This window comes from Polaromonas sp. P4_F6 (genome assembly GCF_056401275.1).
Map to the genome: position 1 here is coordinate 73870 of NZ_JBFUJQ010000002.1, position 26479 is coordinate 100348.

Below are 26479 nucleotides of genomic sequence, written 5' to 3' on the forward strand. Positions count from 1 at the left end.
CATGCCCGAACAAGTTCCGCTTTCCGCCTCCGCGCCAGCTTCCATCAGCACCGCCTCCCCCGCGCCCCTCGATGAGCCGGTCAACCCCCAAAAGCACCGCAGGGGCCTGAGCCGCGTCTGGCATGCCACGGGCTACTCCATCGCCGGCCTGCGCGCCGGCTGGCATGAAACCGCCTTCCGCCAGGAAGCCATCGCCTCCATCGTGCTGATACCCGCCGCCTTCTGGCTGGGCCGCGGCTGGGTGGAGACCGTGCTGCTGGCCGGCACGGTCATCCTCATCATGATCGTGGAGCTGCTCAATACCGGCATCGAAACCGCCATAGACCGCATAGGCCCCGAGTGGCACGACCTGTCCAAGCGCGCCAAGGACATGGGCAGCGCCGCTGTTCTGCTCAGCCTGCTGCTGTGCGCGGGCACCTGGGCCATGGCGCTCTGGCAACGCTTTGCAGCATGAACAAAGACAACACTGAAGTGACAGAAATCTCCAAACCCGCCTTTTCCCTTTGCGTTTACTGCGGCTCACGCCCAGGCGCCCAGCCTGAATTCGCCGCGATCGCCGCCCTCGTCGGCACCTGGATAGGCCAGCATGGCGGCCAGTTGGTCTACGGCGGCGGCCGCAACGGCCTCATGGGCATACTGGCCGACGCCGCCCTGGCAGCGGGCGCGCGGGTCGTGGGCGTGATCCCCAAGGCACTGGTGGAAAAGGAATGGGCCCATACCGGCTGCACCGAGCTGCACATCGTGGAAAACATGCACGAGCGCAAACGCATCATGGCCGAGCATGCCGACGCCTTCCTGGCCCTGCCGGGCGGCATAGGCACACTTGAAGAATTTTTTGAAGTCTGGACCTGGCGCCAGCTGGGCTACCACGACAAGCCGGTCGGGCTGCTCAATATGGGCGGCTACTACGACAGCCTGCTGGCCTTCCTGGCCTCATCGGTGAAAGCCGGCTTCATGAACGACTGGCTGATGGACCTGATACGTACCGGCACCGAGGCGGAACCCCTGCTCGAAACCCTTGTGCAGACGGCCGGCATGACCCCCGCCGCCACCCGCCTCGACCAGATTTAAGCGGCTTGGCGGCTCTCAGACCGCCGCTTCGTCTTCCTCGCCCGTGCGGATGCGCACGACACGCTCCACGCTGGTGATGAAAATCTTGCCGTCGCCGATCTTGCCGGTGCGCGCGGCGCGCACGATGGCGTCCACACAGCGCTCCACGTCCTCGGTTTTCACGACGACTTCGACCTTGACCTTGGGCAGGAAGTCGACCACGTACTCGGCGCCGCGGTAGAGCTCGGTGTGGCCCTTCTGGCGGCCGAAACCCTTGACTTCAGTGACGGTCAGGCCCGTCACGCCGCATTCGGCCAAAGCCTCGCGGACTTCTTCGAGTTTGAAAGGCTTGAGGACGGCGGTAATTTGTTTCACTGAATATCTCCGTTGGTTTTACTGTCTTCAAAAGCGGTGTGCGACGTGCGGGTCTTCACCAGCAGGGGCCGCGGAACCGGCTTTGCCGGGCCGCAGGCGCAGCGGCCCCCTCGGGGGGCAGCGACCCACACGCAGTGGGGGAGCGTGGGGGCCTCATTGCCTAAACTTACTGGTAATAGGATAGCGCCAATCCTTGCCAAAGCTCCTGTGGGTGACCCTGATGCCCACCGGCGCCTGCCGGCGTTTGTACTCATTGATCCGGATCAGCTGGGCCACGCGCACGACCAAGGCGCGGTCAAACCCGGCAGCGGCGATGGCGTCCACGCCCTGGTCGTTCTCCATATACCGCTCCAGGATGGCATCCAGCACCTCATAGGGCGGCAGGCTGTCCTGGTCGGTCTGGTCGGGGCGCAGCTCGGCGCTGGGCGGGCGCGTGATGATGCGCTCGGGAATCGGGTTGCTGCCGGTGCCGTAGGGGTCGTTGGCATTGCGCCAGCGCGCCAGCCGGAACACCGAGGTCTTGAGCACGTCCTTGATCACCGCGAAGCCGCCCGCCATGTCGCCGTACAGCGTGCAATAGCCGGTGGCCATTTCGCTCTTGTTGCCGGTGGTCAGCACGATGGAGCCGAACTTGTTGGACAGCGCCATCAAAAACACCCCGCGTATGCGCGCCTGGATGTTTTCCTCGGCCGTGTCTTCCTTCAGGCCCTTGAACTCGCCGGCCAGCGAGGCCTTGAAGGCCTCGAACTCGGGCACGATGGATATCTCGTCGTAGCGCACCTTCACGCGTTCGGCCATCTCGCGCGCGTCTATCCACGAAATATCGGCGGTATAGGGTGAAGGCATCATCACCGCGCGCACCTTGTCCGCGCCCAGCGCATCCACCGCGATCGCCAGCACCAGGGCCGAGTCGATGCCGCCCGACAGGCCCAGGATGGCGCCCGGGAAACCGTTTTTCCCCAGGTAGTCGCGCACGCCCAGCACCAGCGCATCCCACAAATCGGCCTCTGGGCTGCGCTCGGGCGCCGTATCCGCCGCCAAGGTGACGGCATCCCCCGCGCGCTCGGCACGGACGGCAAACAGCTTTTCCTTGAAGCTCTCGGCCCGTCCGGCCAACGTACCGTCGGCCTGCAGCGCAAAAGAGCGGCCCTCAAACACGATTTCGTCCTGCCCGCCCACCAGGTGGGCATAGACCAGCGGCAGCCCGGTGGCCAGGCAGYGGTTTTGCATCATCTGCTCGCGCTCGCCGCCCTTGCCCACATGGAAAGGCGAGGCATTGATGACCGCCAGCAGTTCGGCGCCAGCTTCCTTGGCCAGCCGCGCGGGCTCTTCGAACCAGGCGTCTTCACAAATCAACAGGCCTATGCTGATGGCCTCGTCGCCCTCCCCGGCCTGGAACACGCAGCTGCCCTGGCCCGGCGTGAAGTAGCGGCGTTCGTCGAACACCTGGTAATTGGGCAGCTCGCGCTTGGCGTAACTTTCGATGACGCGACCCTCACGCAGTACCCGGGCCGCGTTGTGGCGCTGCTGCACCTCCACGCTTTTGGTGCGCAAGCCCTTGCCGTTGTCGCCGTGGGTGGGCGTGCCCACCACCACCGTCAGGCCTTTTAACCCGGCCAGCTCGCGGGCCACTTGATTCACGGCATCATCACAGGCCTGAATGAAAGAGGGGCGTAAAAACAGGTCTTCGGCCGCATAGCCGCAAATCGCCAATTCCGGGGTCAGCACCAGCCGCACACCGTCCTGGTAGGCGGCGCGGGCGGCCTCGATGATCTTTTGCGCATTGCCCGGCATGTCTCCCACGCAGTAGTTCAGTTGGGCAACGCAGATTTTGAGTGGCATGTAGAAGTAAAACCCCAAAAACACGTGAAAAAAGACTCAAACGATTATGTCATCCGCGTGCTGGATTCGCCGCTGAAGGTGAATGCATCCGAGTGGAACGCCCTGCTGGCGGCGCAAAGCCCCGGCGAAGCCGCCAACCCCTTCATGCGCCACGAGTACCTGGCCGCGCTGCACGAAAGCGGCAGCGCCACCCCCGAGACCGGCTGGACGCCGTGCTTTGTCACCCTCTGGCAGGGCAAGACCCTGGCCGGCGCCTGCCCGCTTTACCTCAAGGCTCACTCCTACGGCGAATACGTCTTCGACTGGGCCTGGGCCAATGCCTACCAGCAGCACGGCCTCGACTACTACCCCAAGGCCGTGGCCGCCGTGCCCTTCACGCCCGTGCCGGGCGCCCGGCTGCTGGCGCGGAACGCCGCCGAGCGCACGCTGCTGGTCAAAGCGCTGCTCGCCTGGTGCACGGAAGAAGCGCTCTCATCCTTGCATCTGCTGTTTACTGCCGATGAAGATGTCGCCGCTTGCGAGGAAGCCGGGCTCATGCTGCGCCACACAGTCCAATTCCACTGGACCGCGCCGCCCGCCGGCTACCGTGACTTCGACGACTTTTTGATGTCGCTGAACCAGGAAAAGCGCAAAAAGATCCGCCAGGAGCGCCGCAAGGTCCACGATGCCGGCATCAGCTTCCGCTGGTCGCTGGGCAGGGACATCAGCCAGGCCGACTGGGACTTCTTTTACCGCTGCTACGAGCGCACCTACCATGAGCACGGCAACGCGCCCTACCTGAGCCGCGACTTCTTCCGGCGCATGCAGGACACCATGCCGGAAAACTGGCTGCTGTTTGTGGCCGAAGGCACAGTAGGCGGCGAACGCCGGCCCATCGCGGCCAGCCTGATCGCGGTCAGCGCCCCGCCTTCATCGCCGGGCGCGGCTGCGCCCCCGCTGGCCGCCTACGGCCGCTACTGGGGGGCCCTGGCCCGCGTCGACTGCCTGCACTTCGAGGCCTGTTACTACCAGCCCCTGCAGTGGTGCATAGAGCACGGCTACCAGCGCTTTGAAGGCGGCGCCCAGGGCGAGCACAAAATGGCGCGCGCCCTGCTGCCCGTCAAGACCACCAGCGCCCACTGGCTTGCCCATCCCTCCTTTGCCGACGCGGTCGAGCGCTTCCTGGAGCGCGAAGGCGCCGGCATTCAAAGTTATATGGACGAGCTGGAGCGGCGCAACCCGTTTAAAGCATCCTCTAAATAGAGGACTGACAACATAGCGACTAAGTCAATTTATGCAGAAGCAACATACAGGGCGTTACAAACAAAGGTATGCTCGGCGCCGGTTTCTTATGTTTCACCCTTCTGAAAGAATTTCGATGAAAAAGGTTTTCCTGGCTGGCGCAATCGCCGCAGCGTTCGTGGCGATGCCGGCTTCGGCCCAGTGGTATATCGGTGGCGGTGTCGGTTCGTCCAAAGTCACCGGAGCAGACGGCACGGCGTCCACGACGCCTCCGCTTACGCTCACCGGCGCTGACTCCAACAAAGCTTCCGTCAAGATTTATGGCGGCTACCAGATCACCCCCAACTGGGGTGTCGAAGCCCAATACGCCGACCTCGGCAACCGCGATTTCGCGATCCGCAACGGTGCCGGCGTCCAACTCGCCACGGGTAGCCTGAAAGCAACGCAGTTCAGCATCGCCGGCACGGGCACGCTGCCACTGGCCAACAACTTCTCGCTGTTTGGCAAGCTGGGTGTCTCCAGCAACCATGGAAAAATCAGCGCCGTTGGCATCTCCGACCGCGGCAGCAAGACTTCTCCCCTGATCGGTGTGGGCGCCCTTTATAACGTCACCCCGAAACTTGCCGTTCGCCTCGAGTACGAAGACTTCGGCAAGTTCTCCAATGACGGCGGCGCAAGCGGCGGTGCGATTCGCGCCAATAACTTCGGCCTCAGCCTGCAATACGCATTCTGATCTGATAATCTTGCTGACCTGACCAAGCCGGGCTCGTCCCGGCTTTTTTCATCCAGCCGCCCCCTCATCCTTCACGTCACGCGAGGAACCCAAATGGCCGCCGCCTCCGCCTACAAGGTCAACCTGGTTGAATGCCCCACCCTCAGCGCCGAGCAGCGCGCAGCCGCGGAATTGCGCTTTCGCATGGCGCTTGAATTCGCCGTGGGCGGGCCGGAATATGTGCTGCCTTCGCTACAGGCCTATATGCTGGCGCAGACCCTGAACGAAGGCCTGCCGCTGCAAGGCGCCTCGCAGGCCGAAGAGCAGGTCATCGCGCTGTGGCAGAACGCCGAAACCGATGCCATCCTGGCCGCCATGCGGCCGCTGGGCGACAACCTGGACAACGCGCGCTTCGAAATCGTCCCGCTCTGACGCATCGGCCCGACCCCAACTCATGACAGCCGCCCCCGCCCCACTGCCAAGCCCGCAGGCGTCCGCGCCGGCCGCCAACGACAGCGCCCTCGAAATACCGCCGCCGCTGGGCCGCCCCCATGCCCGGCGCCTGCGCGAGGTCTACCGCTCCGCCGGCTGGCCTTGCCAGGACCTGCTGGAGATCGAGCTGCTCGCCACCGGCATGCTACAGCGCGTGGCCGGGCCCGCGGGCCACGAGACCCTGCGCGTCACCGACGCCGGCATTGCCTACCTGGCGGCCACGCTGCTGCGCAACCGCTCGGCCCTGTCCAAGCATGAGACGCTGGTCGAGCAGGTCGCACGCGAAATGGTGCATGCCGGCCGCATCGCCTGGCGCGGCCTGGGCCTGCGCGCCCAGCTGCCGCCCGACACTGAAGGCGGCAAGCCGCGCTGGTGCGTAGTCCGGCCCGACGTGTTCTCCATCCGCAACACCACGGTGCAGGAATACGTGGACCCCATCGTCCACGAGATCAAGGTGCACCGCTCTGATTTGCTGGGCGACCTGCGCCGCCCCGAAAAGCGCGCCGCCTACCTGGACCTGGGCGGCGAGTGCTGGTACGTGCTGGGCTGCGATGCCAAAGGCCGGCCCATAGGCGCGGCCGACGAGGTTCCGGCCGAATGCGGTGTGATGCTGATGGAAGACCAGCGCCTCGTCGTGGCCCGCGCGGCGCCGCGGCGCTCGCGTCAGGCCTTGCCGCTGGGCGTCTGGATGGCGCTGGCCAAGGCGGCGCCGGTGGCCGGGCTCAATGACGATGAGCAGGGCATGCTGGGCGACTGCGAAGCTTGAACTTTATCGCGGCCGCGCGCTGAGCCCGGCGTGACAGCCGCGGCTACGGCAAACCCTAGTGCCGCCACCCCGCCCGCTCGGTTAAGGTCTCCCCACGGAGACAACACAACCATGAAATCCCTGACCGGCCTGGACGCGACCTTTCTTTACCTCGAAACCCCTGAAATGCCCATGCATGTGGGCTCGCTCAATTTGTGCGAACTGCCGGCGGGCTTCAAAGGCAGCTTTCACAAGGCCGTCAAAAACCACATCGCCAAACGCATGCACTTGGCGCCGGTGTTCAGCCGCAAGCTGGTGTTCATGCCGCTGGACCTGGGCCACCCGCTGTGGGTGGAGGCCGATTCGGTGGACATCGATTTCCACATCCGCCGTGCCGACCCCATCAAAAAAGGCGCGGCGCCCATGACGCTGGCCGAGGTGCACAAGCTCTGCGCCCAGCTGCACGGCGAAGTCATAGACCGCGACTACCCGCTCTGGGAGTTCTACATCTTCGACCGCATCCAGCTGCCCGAATCCCAGGGCGGCGGCATCGTGGCGGGCTTTTTCTCCAAGATCCACCATGCCGCGCTGGACGGCAAGGGCGGCGTGATGCTGGCCAACGCCATGCTGGACCTGAGCCCCGAGCCGCGCGAGGTGGCGCCGCCCGACCCCGACAGGCGCCGCAAGCTGGAGGCCGACCTCAAGCTGGGCAAGATGATCGGTTCGGTGTTCTCCAGCTCGCTGGGCCAGCTGGCCAAGGTCGCCAAATCGCTGCCCGCCGCGGCCAGCACCTTCGGCAGCACGCTGGCCAAGCAGTCCATGGGCAGCTCGGCCACCGGCGTCAAGCCCAAGATGCCCATGAAGCTGGCGCCGCCCACACCCTTCAACGCGGGCATAGGCACAGGCCGCGTGTTTGTCACCGCCACCATCCCGCTGGCGGAGACCAAGGCCATGGGCAAGGCGGTGGGAGGCTCGTTCAACGACATGGTGCTGTGGATCTGCTCGACCGCGCTGCGCAGCTACCTCACGCAGCACCACAGCCTGCCGAAAAAATCGCTGGTGGCCGCCATGCCGGTGTCGCTGCGCGAAGCCGGCGCCACCGATGCCAGCAACCTGGGCAACCAAGTCAGCATGAGCCTGGTCGAACTCGGCACGCACCTGGCGCACCCGCTCAAGCGCATGAACGCCATCATGGCCTCCACCGCCAAGGTCAAGACCTCCATGCAAAGCCTCAAGGGCCTGTTGCCGACCGATTACCCCTCGCTGCTGGCGCCCTGGCTGGTGGGCGGCGCCGCCAAGATGGCGCTCAATGCCTACGGCAAAAGCGGCATGGCCAGCCGCCTGCCCATGGTGGCCAACCTGGCGATCTCCAACGTGCCGGGCCCGCCCGTGCCGCTGTACCTGGCCGGCGCGAAATTCCTGACCTTCCATCCGCTGTCCATCATCCTGCACGGCCTGGCGCTCAACATCACCATACAGACCTACGCCGGCCACGTGGACTTCGGCATCATTGCCGACAAAAAAGCACTGCCGCATGCCAGGGACCTGGCCAAGGCCATTGAAGACGCCTTCGCGGAGGCACAGGCGCTGATGGCTGCCCCGGCGCCGGCCGCACCCGCGCCCCGCAAGACCGCCAGGCCCGCCGCGAAAAAGGCCGCGGTGAAGGCCGCCCCGGTAAAAACCCGAAAGGCCGCTGTCACGAAGGCGACGAAAACCGCCGCGAAGCGGGCAAGTTAGAGTCGCCTCCCTCTGTAAAAATCGGTAAGCGCCCCATACTGGTTTCTGTAGGAAACCAACACAAAAGTATCCAATGCTCCAAGCCATGGCAAGCCCATCATCCAAGCGAAACCCGTCCTCCTCCCCCCAGAATTCCTCAAAACCGGCTCCGCACGATGTCCCGCCCAGCGCCTGGCTGCTCGCACTCGAATTGCGCGCATTCTGGGAATTCGGCGCCCTGTTGCCCGCCTGGCCCCTGCTGGCCCGCGCGCCGCGCGGCGACGGCCATGCCGTGATGGTGTTCCCGGGCCTGTCGGCCAACGACGCCACCACCGTGCCGCTGCGCCAGTACCTGCAGTCGCTCAATTACAAACCCTGGGGCTGGGAACAGGGCTTTAACTTCGGCCCGCGCGCCGGTGTGCTCGAAGAAGCCCGCGACAGCCTCATCCGCACCTTTGAGGCCACGGGCCGCAAGGTCAGCCTGATCGGCTGGAGCCTGGGCGGCGTCTATGCGCGTGAGCTGGCCAAGGAAATGCCGGACAAGGTCCGCTGCGTCATCACGCTGGGCACGCCTTTCGCGGGCTCGCACAAGGCCACCAACGCCTGGCGTGTTTATGAGCTCACCAGCGGCCGCAATGTGGAGCGCGAGTCCGAAAACTACGACCTGCCGGCCGCCCCGCCCGTGCCGACCACCAGCATTTATTCACGCAGCGACGGCGTGGTGGCCTGGCAGGCCAGCATCCAGGCGCCCAGCGCAAGCAACCCGCAGACCGAAAACATCGAGGTGCTGGCCAGCCACATCGGCATGGGCGTGAACCCCAGCGCCTGGTGGGCGGTGGCCGATCGTTTGGCCCAACCAGAAGGCCAGTGGAAACCCTTCTCGCGCGAGGACAAGGGCCGGCTCCACGGCCTGGTCTACCCGGTGCCCGCGCAAGCAACTTAACACCGCGCCGGGCATCAAAAAAGCGCCTGCAGGAAAACCTGCAGGCGCTTTTTTTTGGGGGGAGCCTGAAATCAGGCGGCCTTGGCGTAGTTGGCGATGCCGTCGGTGATTTCCTTCTTGGCCGCTTCCGGGCCTTCCCAGCCCAGCACCTTGACCCATTTGCCTTCTTCCAGGTCTTTGTAGTGTTCAAAAAAATGGGAAATGGTCTTCAGGCGCAGCGGGTTCATGTCCTCGGGCTTTTGCCACTGGGTGTAGAGCGAGCATTTTTTGTCCACGGGCACGGCCAGCACCTTGCCGTCTTCGCCGGCTTCGTCCTGCATCTTCAGGATGCCGATGGCGCGGCAGGTCACCACCACGCCGGGAATCAGGGGCACCGGCGTGATCACCAGCACGTCGACCGGGTCGCCGTCGCCGCTGATGGTCTTGGGCACATAGCCGTAGTTGGTCGGGTAGTGCATGGACGTGCTCATGAAGCGGTCCACAAAAATCGCGCCGGACTCCTTGTCCACCTCGTACTTCACCGGGTCGGCGTTCATCGGGATTTCGATGATCACGTTAAAGGCTTCGGGAACGTTTTTACCGGGGGAAACTTTATCGAGGGACATGGTCGCTTGAAGTGTGTGTTGAAGGGAAAGAGATGAAATGAAAGGCTTCAGCCCGCATGGGCGTCCGTGCAAAGGGCGCGGAAGTTAATACTCTGCGGCTACCGGCAGCTCGGTATTTACCCTCATTTTACTGATTCGGGGCTTACGCATCGCGAACTTGTCATGTTTTCACGTTAAATTTCGCGAGTTGGCCAATCGACTTGTCTCCATACGTGACACAAGCAACGAGGAAGCAACGCAGCGGGGGCACCGCTCGCGTGGCACCCCCTCCAAGCGAAAAACAACGTAGGAGAATTTCAATGTCAGCTATGACAGGCAACTCGGCGCTCATTCTTGCGCTGGTCTGCGGACTGATCGCCGTCGGGTACGGTATCTGGGCACGCAGCTGGATTCTTTCCCAGGACGCGGGCAACGCGCGCATGCAGGAAATCGCGGCCGCCATCCAGACAGGCGCCGCCGCCTACCTCGCGCGGCAATACAAAACCATCGCCATCGTCGGTGTCATCCTCGCGGTGCTCATCGGCTTCTTTCTGGACGGCAAAACCGCCGTCGGCTTCGTGGTCGGCGCGGTGCTCTCGGGCGCCTGCGGCTTTATCGGCATGAACGTCTCGGTGCGCGCCAACGTGCGCACCGCGCAGGCCGCCACCAGGGGCATTGGCCCCGCCCTGGACGTCGCCTTCCGCGGCGGCGCCATCACCGGCATGCTGGTGGTGGGCCTGGGCCTGCTGGGCGTGAGCGGTTTTTACTGGTTCCTGGTGGGCAACGGCAACTACACGCCCGACCTCAAGCTGGCTAACCTGCTCAACCCGCTGATCGGCTTTGCCTTCGGCTCCTCGCTGATTTCCATCTTCGCCCGGCTGGGCGGCGGCATCTTCACCAAGGGCGCCGMCGTCGGCGCCGACCTGGTGGGCAAGGTCGAAGCCGGCATCCCCGAAGACGACCCGCGCAATCCCGCCGTGATTGCCGACAACGTCGGCGACAACGTGGGCGACTGCGCCGGCATGGCCGCCGACCTGTTTGAAACCTATGCGGTGACGCTGATCGCCACCATGGTGCTGGGCGCCCTGCTGCTGTCCAGCGCCGGCGCCACAGCCGCGGTCTATCCGCTGGCGCTGGGCGGCGTGTCCATCATCGCCTCCATCATCGGCTGCTTCTTCGTCAAGGCCTCGCCCGGCATGAAGAACGTGATGCCGGCCCTCTACAAGGGCCTGGCGATCGCCGGCGTGCTGTCGCTCATCGCTTTCTACTTCGTGACCATGTGGCTGATGCCCGACAACGCCGTGACGGCCAGCGGCACGCAGATGCGCCTGTTCGGCGCCTGCGCGGTCGGCCTGGTCCTGACCGGCGCGCTCTGCTGGGTCACCGAGTACTACACCGGCACGCAGTACAAGCCCGTGCGCCACATCGCGCAGGCCTCCACCACCGGCCACGGCACCAACATCATCGCCGGCCTGGGCGTGTCCATGCGATCCACCGCCTGGCCGGTGGTGTTTGTCTGCATCGCCATCCTGGTCGCCTTCAAGCTGGCCGGCCTCTACGGCATCGCGATCGCGGCGACCTCCATGCTGAGCATGGCCGGCATCGTGGTCGCGCTGGACGCCTACGGCCCCATCACCGACAACGCCGGCGGTATCGCCGAGATGGCCGAGCTGCCCAGCAGCGTGCGCGACATCACCGACCCGCTGGACGCCGTGGGCAACACCACCAAGGCGGTGACCAAGGGCTATGCCATCGGCTCAGCCGGCCTGGCGGCGCTGGTGCTGTTCGCCGACTACACGCACAAGCTCGAGGCCTACGGCAATGCCATCAGCTTCGACCTGAGCAACCCCTACGTGATCATCGGCCTCTTCATAGGCGGGCTGATTCCCTACCTGTTCGGCGCCATGGCCATGGAGGCCGTGGGCCGCGCCGCCGGCGCCGTGGTGGTCGAAGTGCGCCGCCAGTTCCGCGACATCAAGGGCATCATGGACGGCACGGGCAAGCCCGAGTACGACACCGCGGTCGACATGCTGACCACGGCCGCCATCAAGGAAATGATGATTCCTTCGCTGCTGCCCGTGGTGGTCCCCATCGTGGTCGGCCTGGCGCTCGGGCCCCAGGCCTTGGGCGGCCTGCTGATGGGCACCATCGTGACCGGCCTCTTTGTCGCCATCTCCATGTGCACCGGCGGCGGCGCCTGGGACAACGCCAAGAAATACATTGAAGACGGCAACCACGGCGGCAAGGGCTCGGAGGCGCACAAGGCCGCCGTCACCGGCGACACCGTGGGCGACCCCTACAAGGACACCGCCGGCCCGGCCGTGAACCCGCTGATCAAGATCATCAACATCGTGGCGCTGCTGATCGTGCCGCTGGTGATGAAATTCCACGGCGGTCCCGCGCAAGCCGCGCCCAGCGCGCCCATGGCGGAACCCGCCGCCGTGAGCGCACCGGCCGCCCCGGCCCCCGCGCCGGCAGCGCCAGCCTCCAAGTAAGACGTCCCGCGTCCCTTCCCAAAGCCCGCTACGGCGGGCTTTTTCACGGGTCTTTGCCGAGGCGTGCTTCACCGCTTTCGCGCAAAATCAGGCGCATGCAACTCAATTTCATCGCCAACGCCTCCCTTCCGTCCGTCTCCGGCAAGACCATTCCCGTCATAGACCCGTCCGACGGCCAGGTGTTTGACGAGATCCAGCGCAGCAACGCGCACGACATCGACACCGCCGTGCGAAGCGCGCGCGAATGCCTGGAACTGGTGTGGAGTCGCTTCAACGCCGCCGAACGCGGGCGCCTCTTGATGCGGCTGTCGGCCAAGGTGGCCGAGCATGCCGAGGAGTTGGCCTTGCTGGAGCAGCGCGACTGCGGCAAGCCCACCAAACAGGCGCGCGCCGATGCGGCCGCCCTGGCGCGTTATTTCGAGTTCTATGCCGGCGCCTGCGACAAGCTGCACGGCGACACCATTCCCTACCTGGACGGCTACAGCGTGATGACCTGGCGCGAGCCGCACGGCGTCACCGGCCATGTGATTCCCTGGAACTACCCCATGCAGATCTTCGGCCGCAGCGTGGGCGGCGCGCTGGCCGCGGGCAATGTCTGCGTGGTCAAGCCGGCCGAGGACGCCTGCCTTTCGCTGATCCGCGTGGCGCAGCTTGCCGCCGAGGTCGGCTTTCCGGCCGGCGCCATCAACATCGTGACCGGCTACGGCCATGAAGTGGGCGACGCGCTGGCGCGCCACAAGGGCATAGACCACATCAGCTTCACCGGCAGCCCCGCGGTGGGCACGCTGATCCAGCAGGCGGCGGCCGAGCGCCACTGCCCGGTCACGCTGGAGCTGGGCGGCAAAAGCCCGCAGATCGTCTTTGCCGACGCCGACCTGGACGCCGCGATACCCGCCATCATCAACGCCATCGTGCAGAACGCCGGCCAGACCTGCTCGGCCGGCTCGCGCCTGCTGGTGGAGCAGGCGATTTACGAGCCGCTGCTGCAGCGCCTGGGCCATGCCTTTGAAAACCTGCGCGTGGGACCCGCCGCCATGGACCTCGACGTCGGCCCCTTGATCCGGCAAAGCCAGCAGCAGCGCGTCTGGGACTTTTTGAGCGACGCGCAGGTCGCCAACATCGCCATGGTGGCCCAGGGCCAGATCGTCGACGAAGCGCCCGACACCGGCTTTTACCAGGCACCCACCCTGCTGCGCGACGTGCCGGTCACGCACCGGCTGGCGCAAGAAGAGGTCTTCGGCCCGGTGCTGTGCGCCATGAGCTTCAAGGACGAGAACCACGCCGTGGAACTCGCCAACGCCACCCCCTTCGGCCTGGTCGCCGGCATCTGGACACGCGACGGCGCGCGCCAGTTCCGCATGGCCAGGCGCGTCAGGAGCGGCCAGGTCTTCATCAACAACTACGGCGCCGGCGGCGGCGTGGAGCTGCCTTTCGGCGGCGTGAAGTCCTCGGGCTATGGGCGCGAAAAAGGCTTTGAGGCCTTGTACGGCTTCACGACGCTGAAGACCGTGGCGGTGCGGCATGGGTAAATTGAAATTTTGGGCCGTTACCGGTGCAATGCTTGCGTCGCTTCTGGCGCAACCTGCAGCTGCAAATGACTCCACAGCCAGAGTCGGCGCTGGCGGCCTCGAGCTGGTCAAGTCGGATGCCATTCGTATGGTGGAAGAAGTTCTCGAAATTTCTCCCACACGCGTACGGGTTCGCTACAAATTTTTGAACGACAGTAAAAGTGATGTAAAAACCATCGTAGCCTTTCCCATGCCGCGCTTTGGGTGGAATCCGGGAGAGGCGCAGCTGGACGCCAACGTTGGTCCGATGAGTTCGTTTGAAACCCGCGCCGACGGCCAAAAAGCTAAAACAAGTGTTGATACCAAGGCTTTCCTCAAGGGGAAAGACATCAGCGCATTGCTTCGGGCTCAGGGTTACACGGAAAAAGACATGGTCGACGTGATGAGCTGCAACCCTGGCGCAGTCAGCGAGGGGCAATGCATCGCGGAATCCATCGTCAAGCGGATTCCGGGCATCGCTGAAGGCGGGCACCCAAATTTCAGCGTCCAGCAGACCGCCTGGTGGGAACAAAAATTCCCCGCCGGAAAAATAGTGGAAATTGAACACAGCTACCAACCCAAAGTGGGCAATGTCTATCAAATCTACAACTACTACGGCAAGCCAGATGACAGCGCTTTGCTCAGGCCTTGGGTGCCGGGTGGCAACTCCGGCGAGGAAGACGGCCGCAGGGCATGCACCCATGAAGGCGGCGACGACGCCGTGATCTCCAGAGCCAAGCGGCTTCAGAAATTAGACGACGGCGAGGTCTGGATGACCCTGAATGACCTGGAATATGTGCTGGGCACCGGCCGCAACTGGAAAGGGCCCATAGACAGCTTCACCCTCCGGATCGAAAAAGCGTCGCCGGACCAGATCGTCTCGCTTTGCTTTCCCGGAAAGCCGAAGCAAGTTGATCACCGTACGCTGGAATTCAAAGCGACGCAGTTTGTGCCACCGGACGATCTGGTCGTTTACTTCTATACGGTTAAAACCGCCGGTCAAATAAACCGAGAGCCGCGAACAAAATGACCTGAGGCCTGCCACCTTGGCAAAAAACGGCCCTACGGCCCCAGGGCCGGGATGTAATAAGCTCACGTATCAGTTCAACAAATTCAAAATACCTGGAGACAAACCCATGCGGGTCAAAGACAAGTCCATCATCGTCACCGGCTCCGGAGGCGGTATCGGTGAAGGCATCGCCCGGCGGCTGGCGGCCGAGGGCGCCAAGGTCATCGTCAACGACATCAACGTCGCCCTGGGCGAAAAAGTCGTGGCCGCCATCACCAAGGCCGGCGGTACGGCCTCTTTCTTCGCGGCCGACGTGACGAAGTCCGCCGAGGTCAAGGCCCTGGTCGACGCCGCCGTGCAGCGCTACGGCCGGCTCGACGTGATGGTCAGCAACGCCGGCTGGACGCACCGCAACCAGCCCGCGCTGGACGTCAGCGAAGACGATTTCGACAAGTGCTACGCCATCAACGTCAAAAGCATTTACCTGGCCACCATCCACGCCACGCCGGTGTTCCGCAGCCTGGGCGGCGGCAGCTTCATCAACATCGCCTCCACGGCCGGCGTGCGCCCGCGCCCGGGCCTGACCTGGTACAACGGCTCCAAGGGTGCGGTCATCACCACTTCCAAGTCGCTGGCGGCCGAACTTGGCCCCGACAACATCCGCGTCAACTGCGTCAACCCGGTGTTCAACCCCGACACCGGCCTTTCGGCCGAATTCGCCGGCGGCCCGCTGGATGAGGAGCGCAAGGCGCGTTTTCGCGCCAGCATCCCGCTGGGGCGCTTTTCAACCGCGCTGGATGTCGCCAACGCGGTGCTTTACCTGGCCAGCGACGAGGCGGACTTTATCAGCGGCATCTGCCTGGAAGTGGACGGAGCCCGCTGTGTATAGCCCCCACGGTCGCTCACTGCGTGTAGCTCCCTGCCCCTTTCATCACGAAAGGGGCCGTTGCGCCTGCGGCCCGGCAGAGCCGGTTCCGCGGCCCCTGCTTGGTTAGAGAGTCTTCGTGAGCGGTGCCAATAACGCCTATCCTTTGGGGATAAGGCCTTGTTTTACCGCTCCGGGCGGGCCAATGGAGTAAATTCTCCCTTTGGGCCCTTCACGATGACGACCGAAAAAATCATTCCGCTGGCAGATATCCGCTACGCAAGCCGCGTGCCGCATATCCCTGCCCGGATCACGGCGCCCACGGGCCTCTTGAGCGATACGCGGGGCCGGCCGCTGCGGGACTTGCGCATCAGCGTGACCGACCGCTGCAATTTCCGCTGCAGCTACTGCATGCCGCGCGAGGTCTTCGACAAGGACTACGCCTTCCTGCCGCAAAGCTCGCTGCTGAGTTTTGAGGAAATCACCCGCCTGGCCAAAATCTTCGTGGCGCATGGGGTCGAGAAAATCCGCCTGACCGGCGGTGAACCGCTGCTGCGCAAGCACCTGGAAGTGCTGGTCGAAATGCTGGCGAAGCTGCAGACGCCGCAGGGCAAGCCGCTGGACATCACGCTGACCACCAACGCCTCGCTGCTCGCCAAAAAAGCCCAGTCGCTCAAGGATGCCGGCCTGCAACGCGTCACCGTGAGCCTGGACGCGCTGGACGACGCCATCTTCCGCCGCATGAACGACGTGGATTTCCCGGTCGCCGACGTGCTCAAGGGCATAGAAGCCGCGCAAAAGGTGGGCCTGGCGCCGCTCAAGGTCAACATGGTGGTCAAGCGTGGCACCAATGACGCGGAAATCCTGCCCATGGCCCGGCATTTCCGCCACACCGGCGCGGTGCTGCGTTTTATCGAATACATGGACGTGGGCGCCACCAACGGCTGGCGCATGGACGAGGTACTGCCCTCGGCCCAGGTGGTGGAGCGCCTGAACGCCGAATTCCCGCTCAGCGCCATCAACCCCAACTACAGCGGCGAGACCGCCGAGCGCTGGCGCTACGCCGACGGCGCAGGCGAGATCGGCGTGATCAGCAGCGTGACCCAGGCTTTTTGCAGCGACTGCAACCGGGCGCGCCTGTCCACCGAGGGCAAGCTCTTTCTCTGCCTGTTTGCCAGCCAGGGCCAGGACTTGCGCGCCCTGCTGCGCGGCGGTTATGCCGACGAGCAGATCGCGGCTGCCGTGGCCCATATCTGGCAAGGGCGCGACGACCGCTATTCAGAGCTGCGCGCCGCGCTGCCGGCCGACACCAGCATGCCCGGCAGCAATGCCAAACGCGTAGAGATGAGCTACATCGGTGGCTAGCATGACAAGCAACAGCCACAACAGCTCGCTGCATGCCGAAGCCATCACCGGCCTGATCCTGGCCGGCGGGCGGGGTTCGCGCATGGGCGGCGTCGACAAGGGCCTGCAGAATTTCAACGGCGTGCCGCTGGCCCTGCACACGCTGATGCGGCTCTCGCCCCAGGTCGGCGAGGTCATGATCAACGCCAACCGCAACCTGGCCGCCTATGAAGCCTTCGGCGTGCCGGTCTGGCCCGACAGCACCGGCCTGGGCGAATTCGCCGGGCCGCTGGCGGGCTTTCTCACCGGCCTGGAGCGCTGCGAGACGCCTTACCTGCTCACCGTGCCTTGCGACACGCCGCTGTTCCCCGAGGACCTGGTGGCGCGCATGGCCGAGGCCTATGTGCGGAGCGGTGCCGACTTCGCCGTGGCCGCCGCACCCGAGGAAGACGGCCAGCTCAGGCCGCAGCCGGTGTTTTGCCTGATGGGCACCCACATGCTCGAAAGCCTGGTGCGCTTCACCCATGGCGGCGGCCGCAAGATAGACGCCTGGACGGCCCAGCACAAAACCGTGTCCGTGCCCTTTGACCAGCCCGGCGACGACGCGCACGGTTTTTTCAACGCCAACACCCTGGCCGAGCTGCACCAGCTCGAATCGCGCCTGCCGTGAAGACACTGGACCAGATCGCGGCCGAACTGCAGGGCTACGACCCGCAAGCCCTGTCGGCCGGCCAGGTGCTGGATTTCCTCTCCCGTTTGGTGGTGCCCGTCCAGGACGCGATCAAGCTGCCGCTGTTTGAAGCCCTGGGCCGCGTGCTGGCCGAGGACGTGGTTTCGCCCTTTGACGTGCCGCCCCATGACAACTCGGCCATGGACGGCTTTGCCTTTGACGGCAGCCAGCTGGCCGCCGGCACGGCGCTGGAACTGCGGGTCGCCGACGGCACGGCGCTGGCCGGCAAAGCCTGGCAAGGCAGCGTGCAAACCGGCCAGTGCGTGAAGATCATGACCGGCGCCATCATGCCCTCCGGCCTGGACACCGTGGTGCCGCAGGAATTCGTCAAGCAGCATCCGGACGGCAGCATCAGCATCCCGCCCGGCCTGCTGCGCGCCGGCGACAACCGCCGCCTGCGCGGCGAGGACCTGGCGCAAGGGCTGCCGGCGCTGCGCAAGGGCGATACCCTCACGCCGGCCCGGCTGGGCCTGGCCGCCTCCCTGGGCTTGCCCACCCTGCCCGTCTGGCGGCCGCTGCGTGTGGCTTACTTTTCCACCGGCGATGAGATTCTTTCGCTCGGCGAAGCGCCGCGTGAAGGCGCTGTCTACGACAGCAACCGCTACACCGTCTTCGGCATGCTGAGCCGCCTGGGCTGCGAAGTCATCGACATGGGCGTGGTGCGCGACGAGCCGGCCCTGCTCGAGGCGGCTTTCACCGAGGCCGCCGCGCGGGCCGATGCCATCATCACTTCGGGCGGTGTCAGCGTAGGCGAGGCCGACTTCACCAAGGCCATGATGAAAAAACTCGGCGACGTGGCCTTCTGGCGCATCGCCATGCGGCCCGGCCGGCCTATGGCCGTGGGGCGCATACCGCCCCCAGCGCAGGGCACCTCCTGCAACCCCAACGGCGCGATCCTGTTCGGGCTGCCCGGCAACCCGGTCGCCGTGATGGTGACCTTTCTGGCCTTTGTGCGCCCCGCGCTGCTGCAGATGATGGGCGCCGGCGCCGCGCAACCGCCGCTGCTCAAGGCCCGCAGCCTGGAGTCCATGCGCAAAAAAGCCGGCCGCACCGAATACCAGCGCGGCTGGGTCTCCACCGCGGCCGACGGCTCGCTGCAGGTCAAGACCACGGGCAGCCAGGGCTCGGGTGTGCTGCGCTCCATGGCCGAGGCCAACGGCTTGATCGTGCTGCACCACGCGCAAGGCAATGTGGCCGTGGGTGATGAAGTCGATGTGCTGATGTTTGAGGGCGTCCTGTAAATCCATCAGATGCGCGCCGCCGACAGGCCTCAGTCGTTGCGGGAAGCTGGTAGCGGGGGCAAGTCTTCGTAGCCGAAAAAATAGGGCACGACCCGAAAACCCATCAGCAAGCCGCCCTTTTCGGGCGTGGCGTTCAGGCGCTCATAGTCCTGCGCGCCCAGGTGCTGTATTTTTTCGGCGTCGCGGTGCCGGCTGAAAACGTCGTGGCGCCACTGATAGACCTCACCGAGTTTTTCCAGGTAGGTGTAGTGGTGGTCGTTGTCGTTGTAATAGTCGTCAAACCGGTTGCCTCCCAGGTAGATGGCGTTGGAGCCCTCGTACCCTGTTTTCTGGCTGGTGCGCACATCGGTGTTCAGGAAATACACCCAATCGCCCGGAACAAAGTTGCCGGGGGCAACATCGCCCACCATGCGCAAAACCTTGCCCGGCCGCTCAAGTTCCAGCGGATCAAAATCAACTTCAAAGCTCCACATGCGGCCGGGCTCCAGGTCAACCAGGGGCTCCCCATCGGCCAATAGCCGCTGCTCCACGCCGCGTGCCTTGCCGGCATCCCTTTTGACGCGGCGAAAGTAATCCAACGCGCCTTGCGCAAACACCACCTTGGTCGCGGCGTAGCAGCCTATGTCGTATTTTCCCTGCTCAAAAAACATGTCATTCAGGGCTTTGTGCAAAGGGGTACGTAGCCTGGGCGTTCCATTGGCCCAATAGCGGGCATTCCATTTGGCGGGGCCGCCTTCGGGCCAGCCCCATTCCAGCACCTCGGCCCAGGCCACGGTGTTCTGGCGAATGCCGACATGGTCGGCCAGGGCCTGCACATCGCAGGCCTTTCCCTTGAATTCGGTCAAGCGGCCCGGGTGCAGCAAGGCCAGCAGGATCTCTTTTTGGGAAACCGTCCTGAGCTTGCGCGTCTTGTTGTTTTTCACCGGCATCAGCAGCACCTCGTCCCTGATCGCCAGCTCAGTGCGTTGAGCCAGAAACAGGGTGCTCACGGCCGTGCCCGAGCCCAGCAGGGAATAGGTCATGGCACCCCGGGGCTTATCGACGGTCTCCTTCACCAGGCGGGCCGGAATGCCGAGGCGCTGGAGGTAACGAAACATCTTGGGGCTGAGCTGCGCCAGCTGGGACGGTGAGCAGAGGAACTGCACACCATAGGTCCCGGCCTCCGGCGCCTCCTGGGCTTGCGCGTAAGCCGTATGGGCCGCTGCGAGCAGGAGTGCAACCAGGAAAGAAGCAGTGGTACGGATCCGGCCCGTGCGGGTTGCGGTCAAAACGGCGTTCTCACCGCCATGCCGGGAACCCGGCCAGGACTACGCGGCGCCTTCCGGTCATTTCGCCACGTACTCCGGGTGCTCAAGGTGCGCATCCGGCTCTTCCTTGGCGACGGCCTTGTTGGCTCCCGGAATGGCCTTTCGGGCAAACAGCGTGTACATGGTGGGCACCACAAACACGGTGAGCAAGGTGCCCAGGGACATGCCGCCGACGATGACCCAGCCGATCTGGATGCGGCTTTCGGCACCCGCGCCCTTGGCCAGGGCCAGTGGCAAGGCGCCCAGCACCATGGCGCCGGTGGTCATCATGATGGGGCGCAGGCGCTGAGCCGACGCCTTGACCAGCGCGTCTATCATCTCAAGCCCCTGGCCGCGCAGCTGGTTGGTGAACTCGACGATCAGGATGCCGTGCTTGGTGATCAGGCCCACCAGCGTGATCAGGCCGATCTGCGAATACACATTGAGCGAGCCGCCCGACCATTTGAGCGCGAGCAAGGCCCCTATCATGGACAGCGGCACCGAGAGCATGATGACCAGCGGGTCGATAAAGCTTTCGAACTGCGCCGATAGCACCAGGAAAATAAACAGCAGCGCGAGCACAAAAACGATGGCTAGCGCGCCCTGGGAGCTCCTGAACTCGCGCGAGGTGCCGTTGAGGTCGGTGCTGTAACCGGTTTTCAGCACCTTGGTGGCGGTCTGGTCCATGAATTTGAGCGCCTCGCCCAGCGAGTAGTCGCTGGCCAGGCTGGCCGTGATGGAGACCGAGCGGCGCTGGCCGAAGTGGTTGAGTTCGCGCGGCGAGACGCTTTCGCGCATCTTCACCAGCGCCGACAGCGGAATCATCGCGTCATTGCGGCCGCGCACATAAATACGGTCTATGTTCTCGGGCGTGATACGGCCGCTGGCCTCGGTCTGCACGATCACGTCGTACTGCTCGGCATCGCGCTTGTAGCGCGTCACGTTGCGCCCACCCAGCAGGGTCTCGATGGCCTTGGCGATCACCTGCACGCTGACGCCCAGGTCGGCCGCCTTGTCGCGCTCGACCTCGATGCGCAGCTCGGGTTTGTTCAGCCGCAGGTCCACGTCGGGCGAGACGATGCCGGGGTTTTTGGCGATCTCCTCCAGCATCTGGCGCACCACGGTGTTCAGGTTCTGGTAGCTGTCGGAGGTCTGGATCACAAAATTGAGCGGCCGCTCGCGAAAGCCCTGGCCCAGCGAGGGCGGCGTGATCGGAAAGGCAGTCACGCCCGGCAGCGCGTTGAACTTGGGCTGCAGCTCGCGCGCCATGTCCAGGGTGGAGCGCTCGCGCTTGTCCCAGTCGACCGTGCGGTAGACCACGCTGGCCTGGGCCACCGTGGGGTTGCCCACGTTGGCGAAAATCCGGTCGAACTCGGGGAAGGGCTCGCCCATCTTCTCGAGCGCCTTCGCATAGCGGTTGGTGTAGTCCAGCGTCGCGCCGTCCGGCGCGTTGACGTTGGCCAGGATCACCCCGCGGTCCTCGATCGGCGACAGCTCCTGCTTCATGCCCGGGAACACCAGCGCGATGGCCAGGGCGCTCAGCAGCATCACGCCGATCACGATCCAGCGCGCCTGCAGTGCCATGCCCTTGAGCCGCTGGGCCAGCGAGGGCCGGCTGCCCTCGTCCACCTCCGGCACATAGCGCGTGGTAACCACCCAGCGCAGCACCGCGCCGTAACGGTCGGAAATCGCGGTCAGGGCCCGCTCCATGTAGCGGTCAAAACGGTTGGGCTTGGGATTGTGCTTGAGCAGCTGGGTGCACATCATGGGCGTGAGCGTCAGCGCGACAAAGCCCGACACCACCACCGCGCCGGCCAGCGCCAGCGCGAACTCCACGAAGAGGCGCCCGGTGCGGCCCGGCGTGAAGGCCAGCGGCGCGTACACGGCCACCAGCGTAGCCGTCATGGTGACCACGGCAAAACCGATCTCGCGCGCGCCCTTGATGCCGGCCGAGAATGGGTCCATGCCCTCCTCGATGTGGCGGAAGATGTTTTCCAGCATCACGATGGCGTCGTCCACCACCAGGCCGATGGCCAGCACCAGCGCCAGCAGGGTCAGCGTGTTGATGGTGAAGCCCGCCAGGGCCATCATCGCGAAGGTGCCTATCAGGCTCACCGGAATGGTGACGATGGGGATGATGGAGGCGCGCAGCGTGCGCAGGAACACAAAAATCACCAGGGCCACCAGCACGATGGCCTCGGCGATGGTGTGGTACACATTGTTGACCGAGCGGTCGATGAACACCGAGTTGTCGTTGGCGACGTCGATCAGCATGTCGGCCGGCAGGTCGGCCTTGAGCTTGGGGAAAACTTCGCGCACGCCCTTGGACAAATCCAGCGGGTTGGCCGTGGCCTGGCGGATGACGCCGACCGCCACGGCCGAGCGGCCGTTGAGCCTGACCGCCGTGCGTTCGTCGGCGGCGCCCTCTTCCACCCGGGCCACGTCGCGCACCTTGACCGAAAAGCCGTTGACGTTCTTGATGACGATCTCGCGGAACTGCGCGGGCCTGACCAGGTCGGTCTGCGAGGTCACGCTGAATTCGCGCTGTTGCGACTCGATGCGGCCGGCCGGCAGCTCCAGGTTGCTGCGGCTGATGGCGTCCTCCACGTCCTGCGTGGTCAGCTTGTAAGAGGCGAGCTTGTCGGTGTCCAGCCAGATGCGCATGGCGTACTTGCGCTCGCCGAAGATGCGCACGTCGGCCACGCCGGTCACGGTCTGCAGGCGCGGCTTGACGATGCGGTTGACCAGGTCGTTGATCTGCAGCGGCGTCAGCGAGTCGCTGGAAAAAGCCACCTGGATGACCGGGAAAGCGTCGGCCTCGACCTTGGCGATCACCGGCTCTTCAATCGCCTGCGGCAGGCGGTTGCGCACGCGCGAGGTGCGGTCGCGCACCTCGGCGGCGGCCGAGTCGGCGTCTTTTTCAAGGCGAAAGCGCACGCTGATCTGGGCCTGGTCGGCCCGGCTGATGGAGGTGATCACGTCCACCGCGTCGATGCCGGCGATGGAGTCTTCCAGCGGCTTGGTGACCTGCGACTCGATCACCTCGGCCGACGCGCCGGCGTAGCGCACGCTGACGGTCACCACGGGCTCGTCGATCTTGGGGTACTCGCGCACGGACAGGCGGTTGAAACTGACCGCCCCTATCAGCACGATCAGCAGGGACAGCACGGTGGCAAAGACCGGGCGGCGTATGGAAACTTCAGCGAGTTGCATGGGGATTTATGGAAACCGGGACGGCCGCTCAGGTGGGGTCGCGCGCCGGCGGGCCCGCGGGAATGCGCTCGGCCGGGCTCAGGCTGCGCACCGGCACCAGGCCCCGCGGGGCCTCGGACACAACGACTCCGCAGGGGTTGGGGCCGGACAGCGGCGCCTGGGCCGCGGGCTCCGCCGCGGCGGCTTTCACCGGGGCAGGTGCTGCATTGACGGCGGGCGTGGCGGCGGGGGCTGAAGCGCCCGCGGCCGGGGCCGCGGCTTTTGCATTGCCCGCGCGGGCCGAAGCACCCGCGGCCAGGTCCACCACGGTGACCAGCGTGCCGTCGCGCTGCACGCGCTGCTGGCCGGCCGAGACCACGGTGTCACCGGCCTCCAGGCCTTCAACAATCTCGACCTTGCCCGGGCTGCGCAGGCCGACCTTGACCTCCACGCGCTTGGTCGTGCGGGTCTGCTCGTTCGGGCCTTCCAGCAGCTTGATGACGAACTGCCGTCCGCCCTGCGGAACAATGGCCTCCTCGGGCACCACGCGGGCGTTCTCGCGCACGCCGAAGACGGCGTTGACACGGGCGAACATGCCGGGGCGCAGCTGCAGCTGGCGGTTGTCTATGCAGCCGCGCACGCCTATGGAGCGGCCGTTGGCGTCGATCAAGGGATCTATGGCCTGGATCTGCGCGTTGTACTTGCGGCCGGGCAAGGCGTCGATGTCGAGCATGGCCGTCTGCCCGCGTTTGACCTTGTTCTGGAAGCGCTCGGGCAGGCGGAAGTCGACAAAAATCGCCTCGATGTCCTCGATGTTGACGATGTCCGCGCCGTCCTTGAGGTAGTCGCCCACGTTGACCTGGCGTATGCCGGCAATGCCGTCAAAGGGTGCGAGGATTTTCAGGCGCGCCGCCGTGGCCTTGGCCAGCGACAGCTTGGCTTCGGCCACCTGCAGGTTGGCCGCGCTTTCATCGAGGGAGCGCTGGCTGATGAAGTTCTGCGCCACCAATTCCTGGTTGCGTTTCTGGTTGGCCCGGGCGATGGAGAGTTCAGCCTGGCTTTGCTGCACCTGGGCCAGCGGCAGCTGGTCGTCGAACTGCACCAGCACCTGGCCTTTGCGCACGCGCTGGCCGTCGGTGAAATTGAGCTGGGTGATGCGCCCGCTGACCTCGGGCCGCAAGACCACGCCGCGGCGTGAACGCAGGCTGCCCACGGCCTGCGTGTCGTCCGACAGCCGGGCCAGTTCCACTTTGGCGGCTTCCACCGTGACCGGTTTCCCCGAATTGGCGCCATTGCCGTTGCTGTTGCCGGAAGCTGAAGGTGCGGTGCCCGCGGCATCCGGCGCCTTGGGTTTCTGGAGCCACCAGGCAGCGCCTGATGCGACCGCAATGCCCGCAACGGCGACAGCTGTGTAGAGTGCTTTGGATGCCATGGGGAAGAAACTTGTAATACAAAGAGATACAAACTTCCAATGTAGCAGGACAGCATGGCGCGCGCAGCCTTTTCTCGCCCTTGCCAGGGGCAAGCGCGGTAGCTTTACAACGGCTTTACCAAAGGCCGGCGGCCGCCGTGGGCCGGATGCTACGTACGCTTATGGTGCATGCCGGCGCGCGGGCATTGGCGCCGGCCATCCCTGCTTGGGTCGCGTTTTTTCGCGCATGTTCCCGCCGCCGCCCGCAGCCCACCCGGGCGCTTGTTACAAGCGGCCCAGCGCGCGTTCCACGCCCTTGTTGGCCAGCGCGTCGGCGCGCTCGTTGCCGGGGTCGCCGGCATGGCCCTTGACCCAGCGCCAGTCGATCTTGTGGCCGCTGCTGCTCACCAGCGCGTCCAGGCGCTGCCACAGGTCCACATTTTTGACGGGGGCCTTGGCCGCCGTGCGCCAGCCTCTGGCCTTCCAGCCGTGGATCCACTCGGTGATGCCCTTGCGCACGTACTCGCTGTCGAGGTACAGCGTCACGCTGCAGGGCCGCTTGAGCGCCGCCAGGGCCTCGATGACGGCCGTCATTTCCATGCGGTTGTTGGTGGTGCCCAGCTCGCCGCCGAACAGTTCTTTCTGGGTGCCGCCCTGGGACAGCAGCACACCCCAGCCGCCGGGGCCGGGATTACCCTTACATGCGCCGTCGGTGTAGATCACGACGGGCTGTGACGTAGCGGCGGGACTGGTGGATAAATCGGTCATGCGTTGCTTGCTGCTTATGAAAAAATACCGGGCCCTACAGCACCCGGCGGTTGAAAAGAAAGAAGAAGGACCCGCTCAAACCGGCGGCCGCAGCCGCACGGCCGGCTCCTTGTTGGCCACCGCGGCCGGTGCAGCGGCCGGGGCCTTGCGCGCCTTCCAGGCAGGCTCCAGCAGCCGCACACCGCGCACACGCTTGATCGCCGCGAGAAAGTACACGGCGCCGAAGATGGGCCACCAGCGCGCGCCCGCCGCGTCCATCCATTCGAAGCGGTCCAGCCAGGCCTGGCTGGTCAGCGCCGGGCGGTAGCAGCCGAAGCGCCCCGACTCTACCTCAAAGTCCAGCAGCCTCAGCCAGTCGCGCAGCCGCCAGTAGCCGATGAACTCGCCGGTCCTGGGCAGGAATAGGCTGTCATAACCCCAGCGCTGGTACAGGTGGCCACGCCGCTGGCGCAGGCCCCAGAGGCTGGTGGGATTGAGCCCGCTGATCACCACGCGGCCCTCGGGCACCAGCACCCGGCTGACCTCGCGCAGGGTGGCATGCGGGTCGCGGCTGAGCTCCAGCGTGTGCGGCAGCACCACCAGGTCCAGGCTGCTTTCCGGAAACGGCAGCGCGCCCGAGTCGGTCAGCAAGGCCGCGCGCCGGGAACTTGCCGCGGGGGCGCCGGTCGCACCATCAGCGTGCGCGGGCGAGGAAGGCGCGGACTCCAGCGCCAGCCATTTGTGCGGCATGCGATTGGCCTGCAGCGCATCGAGTTCCGGCAGACCCAGTTGCAGGGCGTGGTAGCCGAAGACGTCGCTGACGGCCTGGTCGAAATGCGCGCGCTCCCAGTCCAGCAGGTAAGCGCCAGGCGGCGTCGCCAGCCAGTCCGTCAAACCTATAATTTCAGAGCCCATCGAGATACCGCATGTTC

At 65.2% G+C, this 26479-nt stretch carries 23 protein-coding genes; 15 read left to right on the forward strand and 8 right to left on the reverse strand.

All coding sequences use genetic code 11. The features are described 5' to 3' along the window. Nucleotide 1: 1 nt before the first annotated feature. On the forward strand, nt 2–454 hold the full coding sequence (locus tag AC1DUN_RS06235) for a diacylglycerol kinase (protein WP_477713205.1): 453 nt from the start codon (nt 2–4) through the stop codon (nt 452–454). Next, on the forward strand, nt 451–1071 hold the full coding sequence (locus AC1DUN_RS06240; RefSeq protein WP_477713206.1) for an LOG family protein: 621 nt from the start codon (nt 451–453) through the stop codon (nt 1069–1071). The genes AC1DUN_RS06235 and AC1DUN_RS06240 overlap by 4 nt, the downstream gene beginning before the upstream one ends. Before the next feature lie 15 nt (nt 1072–1086). Here the strand turns inward: AC1DUN_RS06240 and AC1DUN_RS06245 are convergent, their stop codons facing one another. Continuing rightward, complete coding sequence (locus AC1DUN_RS06245; RefSeq protein ID WP_007869659.1) at nt 1087–1425, reverse strand: P-II family nitrogen regulator; 339 nt, start codon at nt 1423–1425, stop codon at nt 1087–1089. A 153-nt stretch (nt 1426–1578) separates the two neighbouring features. Further along, the gene (locus AC1DUN_RS06250) at nt 1579–3267 is read right to left on the reverse strand and encodes an NAD+ synthase (RefSeq protein ID WP_477713207.1); all 1689 of its coding nucleotides are present in this window, start codon (nt 3265–3267) and stop codon (nt 1579–1581) included. Nucleotides 3268–3291: 24 nt separating this feature from the next. On the opposite strand from AC1DUN_RS06250, the gene AC1DUN_RS06255 reads away from it, so the two are divergent. From AC1DUN_RS06255 to AC1DUN_RS06280, 6 genes are all read left to right on the forward strand, one after another. Next, nucleotides 3292–4509: a GNAT family N-acetyltransferase gene (locus tag AC1DUN_RS06255; protein ID WP_477713208.1), complete on the forward strand. Its 1218-nt coding sequence runs from the start codon at nt 3292–3294 to the stop codon at nt 4507–4509. A gap of 115 nt (nt 4510–4624) precedes the next feature. Then, the gene (locus AC1DUN_RS06260) at nt 4625–5221 is read left to right on the forward strand and encodes an outer membrane beta-barrel protein (RefSeq protein ID WP_477713209.1); all 597 of its coding nucleotides are present in this window, start codon (nt 4625–4627) and stop codon (nt 5219–5221) included. Nucleotides 5222–5314: 93 nt separating this feature from the next. Continuing rightward, complete coding sequence (locus AC1DUN_RS06265; RefSeq protein WP_477713210.1) at nt 5315–5632, forward strand: hypothetical protein; 318 nt, start codon at nt 5315–5317, stop codon at nt 5630–5632. A gap of 22 nt (nt 5633–5654) precedes the next feature. Beyond that, complete coding sequence (locus AC1DUN_RS06270; RefSeq protein ID WP_477713211.1) at nt 5655–6458, forward strand: hypothetical protein; 804 nt, start codon at nt 5655–5657, stop codon at nt 6456–6458. Between the two features lie 111 nt (nt 6459–6569). Continuing rightward, nucleotides 6570–8174, forward strand: coding sequence for a wax ester/triacylglycerol synthase family O-acyltransferase (locus tag AC1DUN_RS06275; protein WP_477713212.1), 1605 nt, complete (start codon nt 6570–6572; stop codon nt 8172–8174). 85 nt (nt 8175–8259) lie between these two features. Then, a complete protein-coding gene (locus AC1DUN_RS06280) occupies nt 8260–9096 on the forward strand; it encodes an alpha/beta hydrolase (protein ID WP_477713213.1) in 837 nt (278 codons plus the stop codon). Between the two features lie 71 nt (nt 9097–9167). On the opposite strand, the gene ppa is transcribed toward AC1DUN_RS06280, so the two are convergent. Further along, entirely contained in the window at nt 9168–9701 is a 534-nt protein-coding gene (ppa, locus tag AC1DUN_RS06285; protein WP_477713214.1) for an inorganic diphosphatase, read from the reverse strand. Nucleotides 9702–10009: 308 nt separating this feature from the next. On the opposite strand from ppa, the gene AC1DUN_RS06290 reads away from it, so the two are divergent. The 7 genes from AC1DUN_RS06290 to moeA all read left to right on the forward strand — a co-directional run bounded on the left by AC1DUN_RS06290 (nt 10010) and on the right by moeA (nt 18911). Then, nucleotides 10010–12175: a sodium-translocating pyrophosphatase gene (locus tag AC1DUN_RS06290; RefSeq protein ID WP_477713714.1), complete on the forward strand. Its 2166-nt coding sequence runs from the start codon at nt 10010–10012 to the stop codon at nt 12173–12175. Between the two features lie 95 nt (nt 12176–12270). After that, on the forward strand, nt 12271–13704 hold the full coding sequence (locus AC1DUN_RS06295; RefSeq protein ID WP_477713215.1) for an aldehyde dehydrogenase family protein: 1434 nt from the start codon (nt 12271–12273) through the stop codon (nt 13702–13704). Further along, nucleotides 13697–14752, forward strand: coding sequence for a DUF4424 family protein (locus AC1DUN_RS06300; RefSeq protein WP_477713216.1), 1056 nt, complete (start codon nt 13697–13699; stop codon nt 14750–14752). Before AC1DUN_RS06295 ends, AC1DUN_RS06300 begins: the two co-directional genes overlap by 8 nt. Before the next feature lie 106 nt (nt 14753–14858). Continuing rightward, on the forward strand, nt 14859–15620 hold the full coding sequence (locus AC1DUN_RS06305; RefSeq protein ID WP_477713217.1) for an SDR family oxidoreductase: 762 nt from the start codon (nt 14859–14861) through the stop codon (nt 15618–15620). Between the two features lie 213 nt (nt 15621–15833). After that, nucleotides 15834–16961 (forward strand): GTP 3',8-cyclase MoaA, encoded by a 1128-nt coding sequence (moaA, locus tag AC1DUN_RS06310; RefSeq protein WP_477713218.1) that lies wholly within the window; start codon nt 15834–15836, stop codon nt 16959–16961. Between the two features lies 1 nt (nt 16962). Then, nucleotides 16963–17610, forward strand: coding sequence for a molybdenum cofactor guanylyltransferase MobA (mobA, locus tag AC1DUN_RS06315; RefSeq protein ID WP_477713219.1), 648 nt, complete (start codon nt 16963–16965; stop codon nt 17608–17610). Next, on the forward strand, nt 17607–18911 hold the full coding sequence (gene moeA, locus AC1DUN_RS06320) for a molybdopterin molybdotransferase MoeA (RefSeq protein ID WP_477713220.1): 1305 nt from the start codon (nt 17607–17609) through the stop codon (nt 18909–18911). Before mobA ends, moeA begins: the two co-directional genes overlap by 4 nt. Before the next feature lie 29 nt (nt 18912–18940). Here moeA and AC1DUN_RS06325 read toward each other — a convergent pair whose 3' ends face one another. The 5 genes from AC1DUN_RS06325 to AC1DUN_RS06345 all read right to left on the reverse strand — a co-directional run bounded on the left by AC1DUN_RS06325 (nt 18941) and on the right by AC1DUN_RS06345 (nt 26462). Continuing rightward, nucleotides 18941–20179, reverse strand: a complete 1239-nt coding sequence (locus AC1DUN_RS06325; protein WP_477713221.1) for a hypothetical protein — start codon at nt 20177–20179, stop codon at nt 18941–18943. A gap of 57 nt (nt 20180–20236) precedes the next feature. Beyond that, the gene (locus AC1DUN_RS06330; RefSeq protein WP_477713222.1) at nt 20237–23410 is read right to left on the reverse strand and encodes an efflux RND transporter permease subunit; all 3174 of its coding nucleotides are present in this window, start codon (nt 23408–23410) and stop codon (nt 20237–20239) included. Nucleotides 23411–23438: 28 nt separating this feature from the next. Continuing rightward, entirely contained in the window at nt 23439–24821 is a 1383-nt protein-coding gene (locus tag AC1DUN_RS06335; protein WP_477713223.1) for an efflux RND transporter periplasmic adaptor subunit, read from the reverse strand. 264 nt (nt 24822–25085) lie between these two features. Continuing rightward, nucleotides 25086–25568, reverse strand: a complete 483-nt coding sequence (gene rnhA, locus AC1DUN_RS06340; RefSeq protein WP_477713224.1) for a ribonuclease HI — start codon at nt 25566–25568, stop codon at nt 25086–25088. A gap of 75 nt (nt 25569–25643) precedes the next feature. Further along, nucleotides 25644–26462, reverse strand: a complete 819-nt coding sequence (locus AC1DUN_RS06345) for a class I SAM-dependent methyltransferase (protein ID WP_477713225.1) — start codon at nt 26460–26462, stop codon at nt 25644–25646. Between the last annotated feature and the right edge of the window lie 17 nt (nt 26463–26479).

Excerpts from the sequence above, each read along its gene's own strand:
- AC1DUN_RS06235 (WP_477713205.1), top strand. The coding sequence starts at position 2 with ATGCCCGAACAAGTTCCGCTTTCCGCCTCCGCGCCAGCTTCCATCAGC.
- ppa (WP_477713214.1), bottom strand. The coding sequence starts at position 9,701 with ATGTCCCTCGATAAAGTTTCCCCCGGTAAAAACGTTCCCGAAGCCTTT.
- AC1DUN_RS06330 (WP_477713222.1), bottom strand. The coding sequence starts at position 23,410 with ATGCAACTCGCTGAAGTTTCCATACGCCGCCCGGTCTTTGCCACCGTG.
- AC1DUN_RS06295 (WP_477713215.1), top strand. The coding sequence starts at position 12,271 with ATGCAACTCAATTTCATCGCCAACGCCTCCCTTCCGTCCGTCTCCGGC.
- AC1DUN_RS06335 (WP_477713223.1), bottom strand. The coding sequence starts at position 24,821 with ATGGCATCCAAAGCACTCTACACAGCTGTCGCCGTTGCGGGCATTGCG.
- AC1DUN_RS06280 (WP_477713213.1), top strand. The coding sequence starts at position 8,260 with ATGGCAAGCCCATCATCCAAGCGAAACCCGTCCTCCTCCCCCCAGAAT.
- AC1DUN_RS06345 (WP_477713225.1), bottom strand. The coding sequence starts at position 26,462 with ATGGGCTCTGAAATTATAGGTTTGACGGACTGGCTGGCGACGCCGCCT.
- AC1DUN_RS06300 (WP_477713216.1), top strand. The coding sequence starts at position 13,697 with ATGGGTAAATTGAAATTTTGGGCCGTTACCGGTGCAATGCTTGCGTCG.
- rnhA (WP_477713224.1), bottom strand. The coding sequence starts at position 25,568 with ATGACCGATTTATCCACCAGTCCCGCCGCTACGTCACAGCCCGTCGTG.
- mobA (WP_477713219.1), top strand. The coding sequence starts at position 16,963 with ATGACAAGCAACAGCCACAACAGCTCGCTGCATGCCGAAGCCATCACC.
- AC1DUN_RS06265 (WP_477713210.1), top strand. The coding sequence starts at position 5,315 with ATGGCCGCCGCCTCCGCCTACAAGGTCAACCTGGTTGAATGCCCCACC.
- AC1DUN_RS06240 (WP_477713206.1), top strand. The coding sequence starts at position 451 with ATGAACAAAGACAACACTGAAGTGACAGAAATCTCCAAACCCGCCTTT.
- AC1DUN_RS06305 (WP_477713217.1), top strand. The coding sequence starts at position 14,859 with ATGCGGGTCAAAGACAAGTCCATCATCGTCACCGGCTCCGGAGGCGGT.
- AC1DUN_RS06275 (WP_477713212.1), top strand. The coding sequence starts at position 6,570 with ATGAAATCCCTGACCGGCCTGGACGCGACCTTTCTTTACCTCGAAACC.
- AC1DUN_RS06270 (WP_477713211.1), top strand. The coding sequence starts at position 5,655 with ATGACAGCCGCCCCCGCCCCACTGCCAAGCCCGCAGGCGTCCGCGCCG.
- moaA (WP_477713218.1), top strand. The coding sequence starts at position 15,834 with ATGACGACCGAAAAAATCATTCCGCTGGCAGATATCCGCTACGCAAGC.
- AC1DUN_RS06260 (WP_477713209.1), top strand. The coding sequence starts at position 4,625 with ATGAAAAAGGTTTTCCTGGCTGGCGCAATCGCCGCAGCGTTCGTGGCG.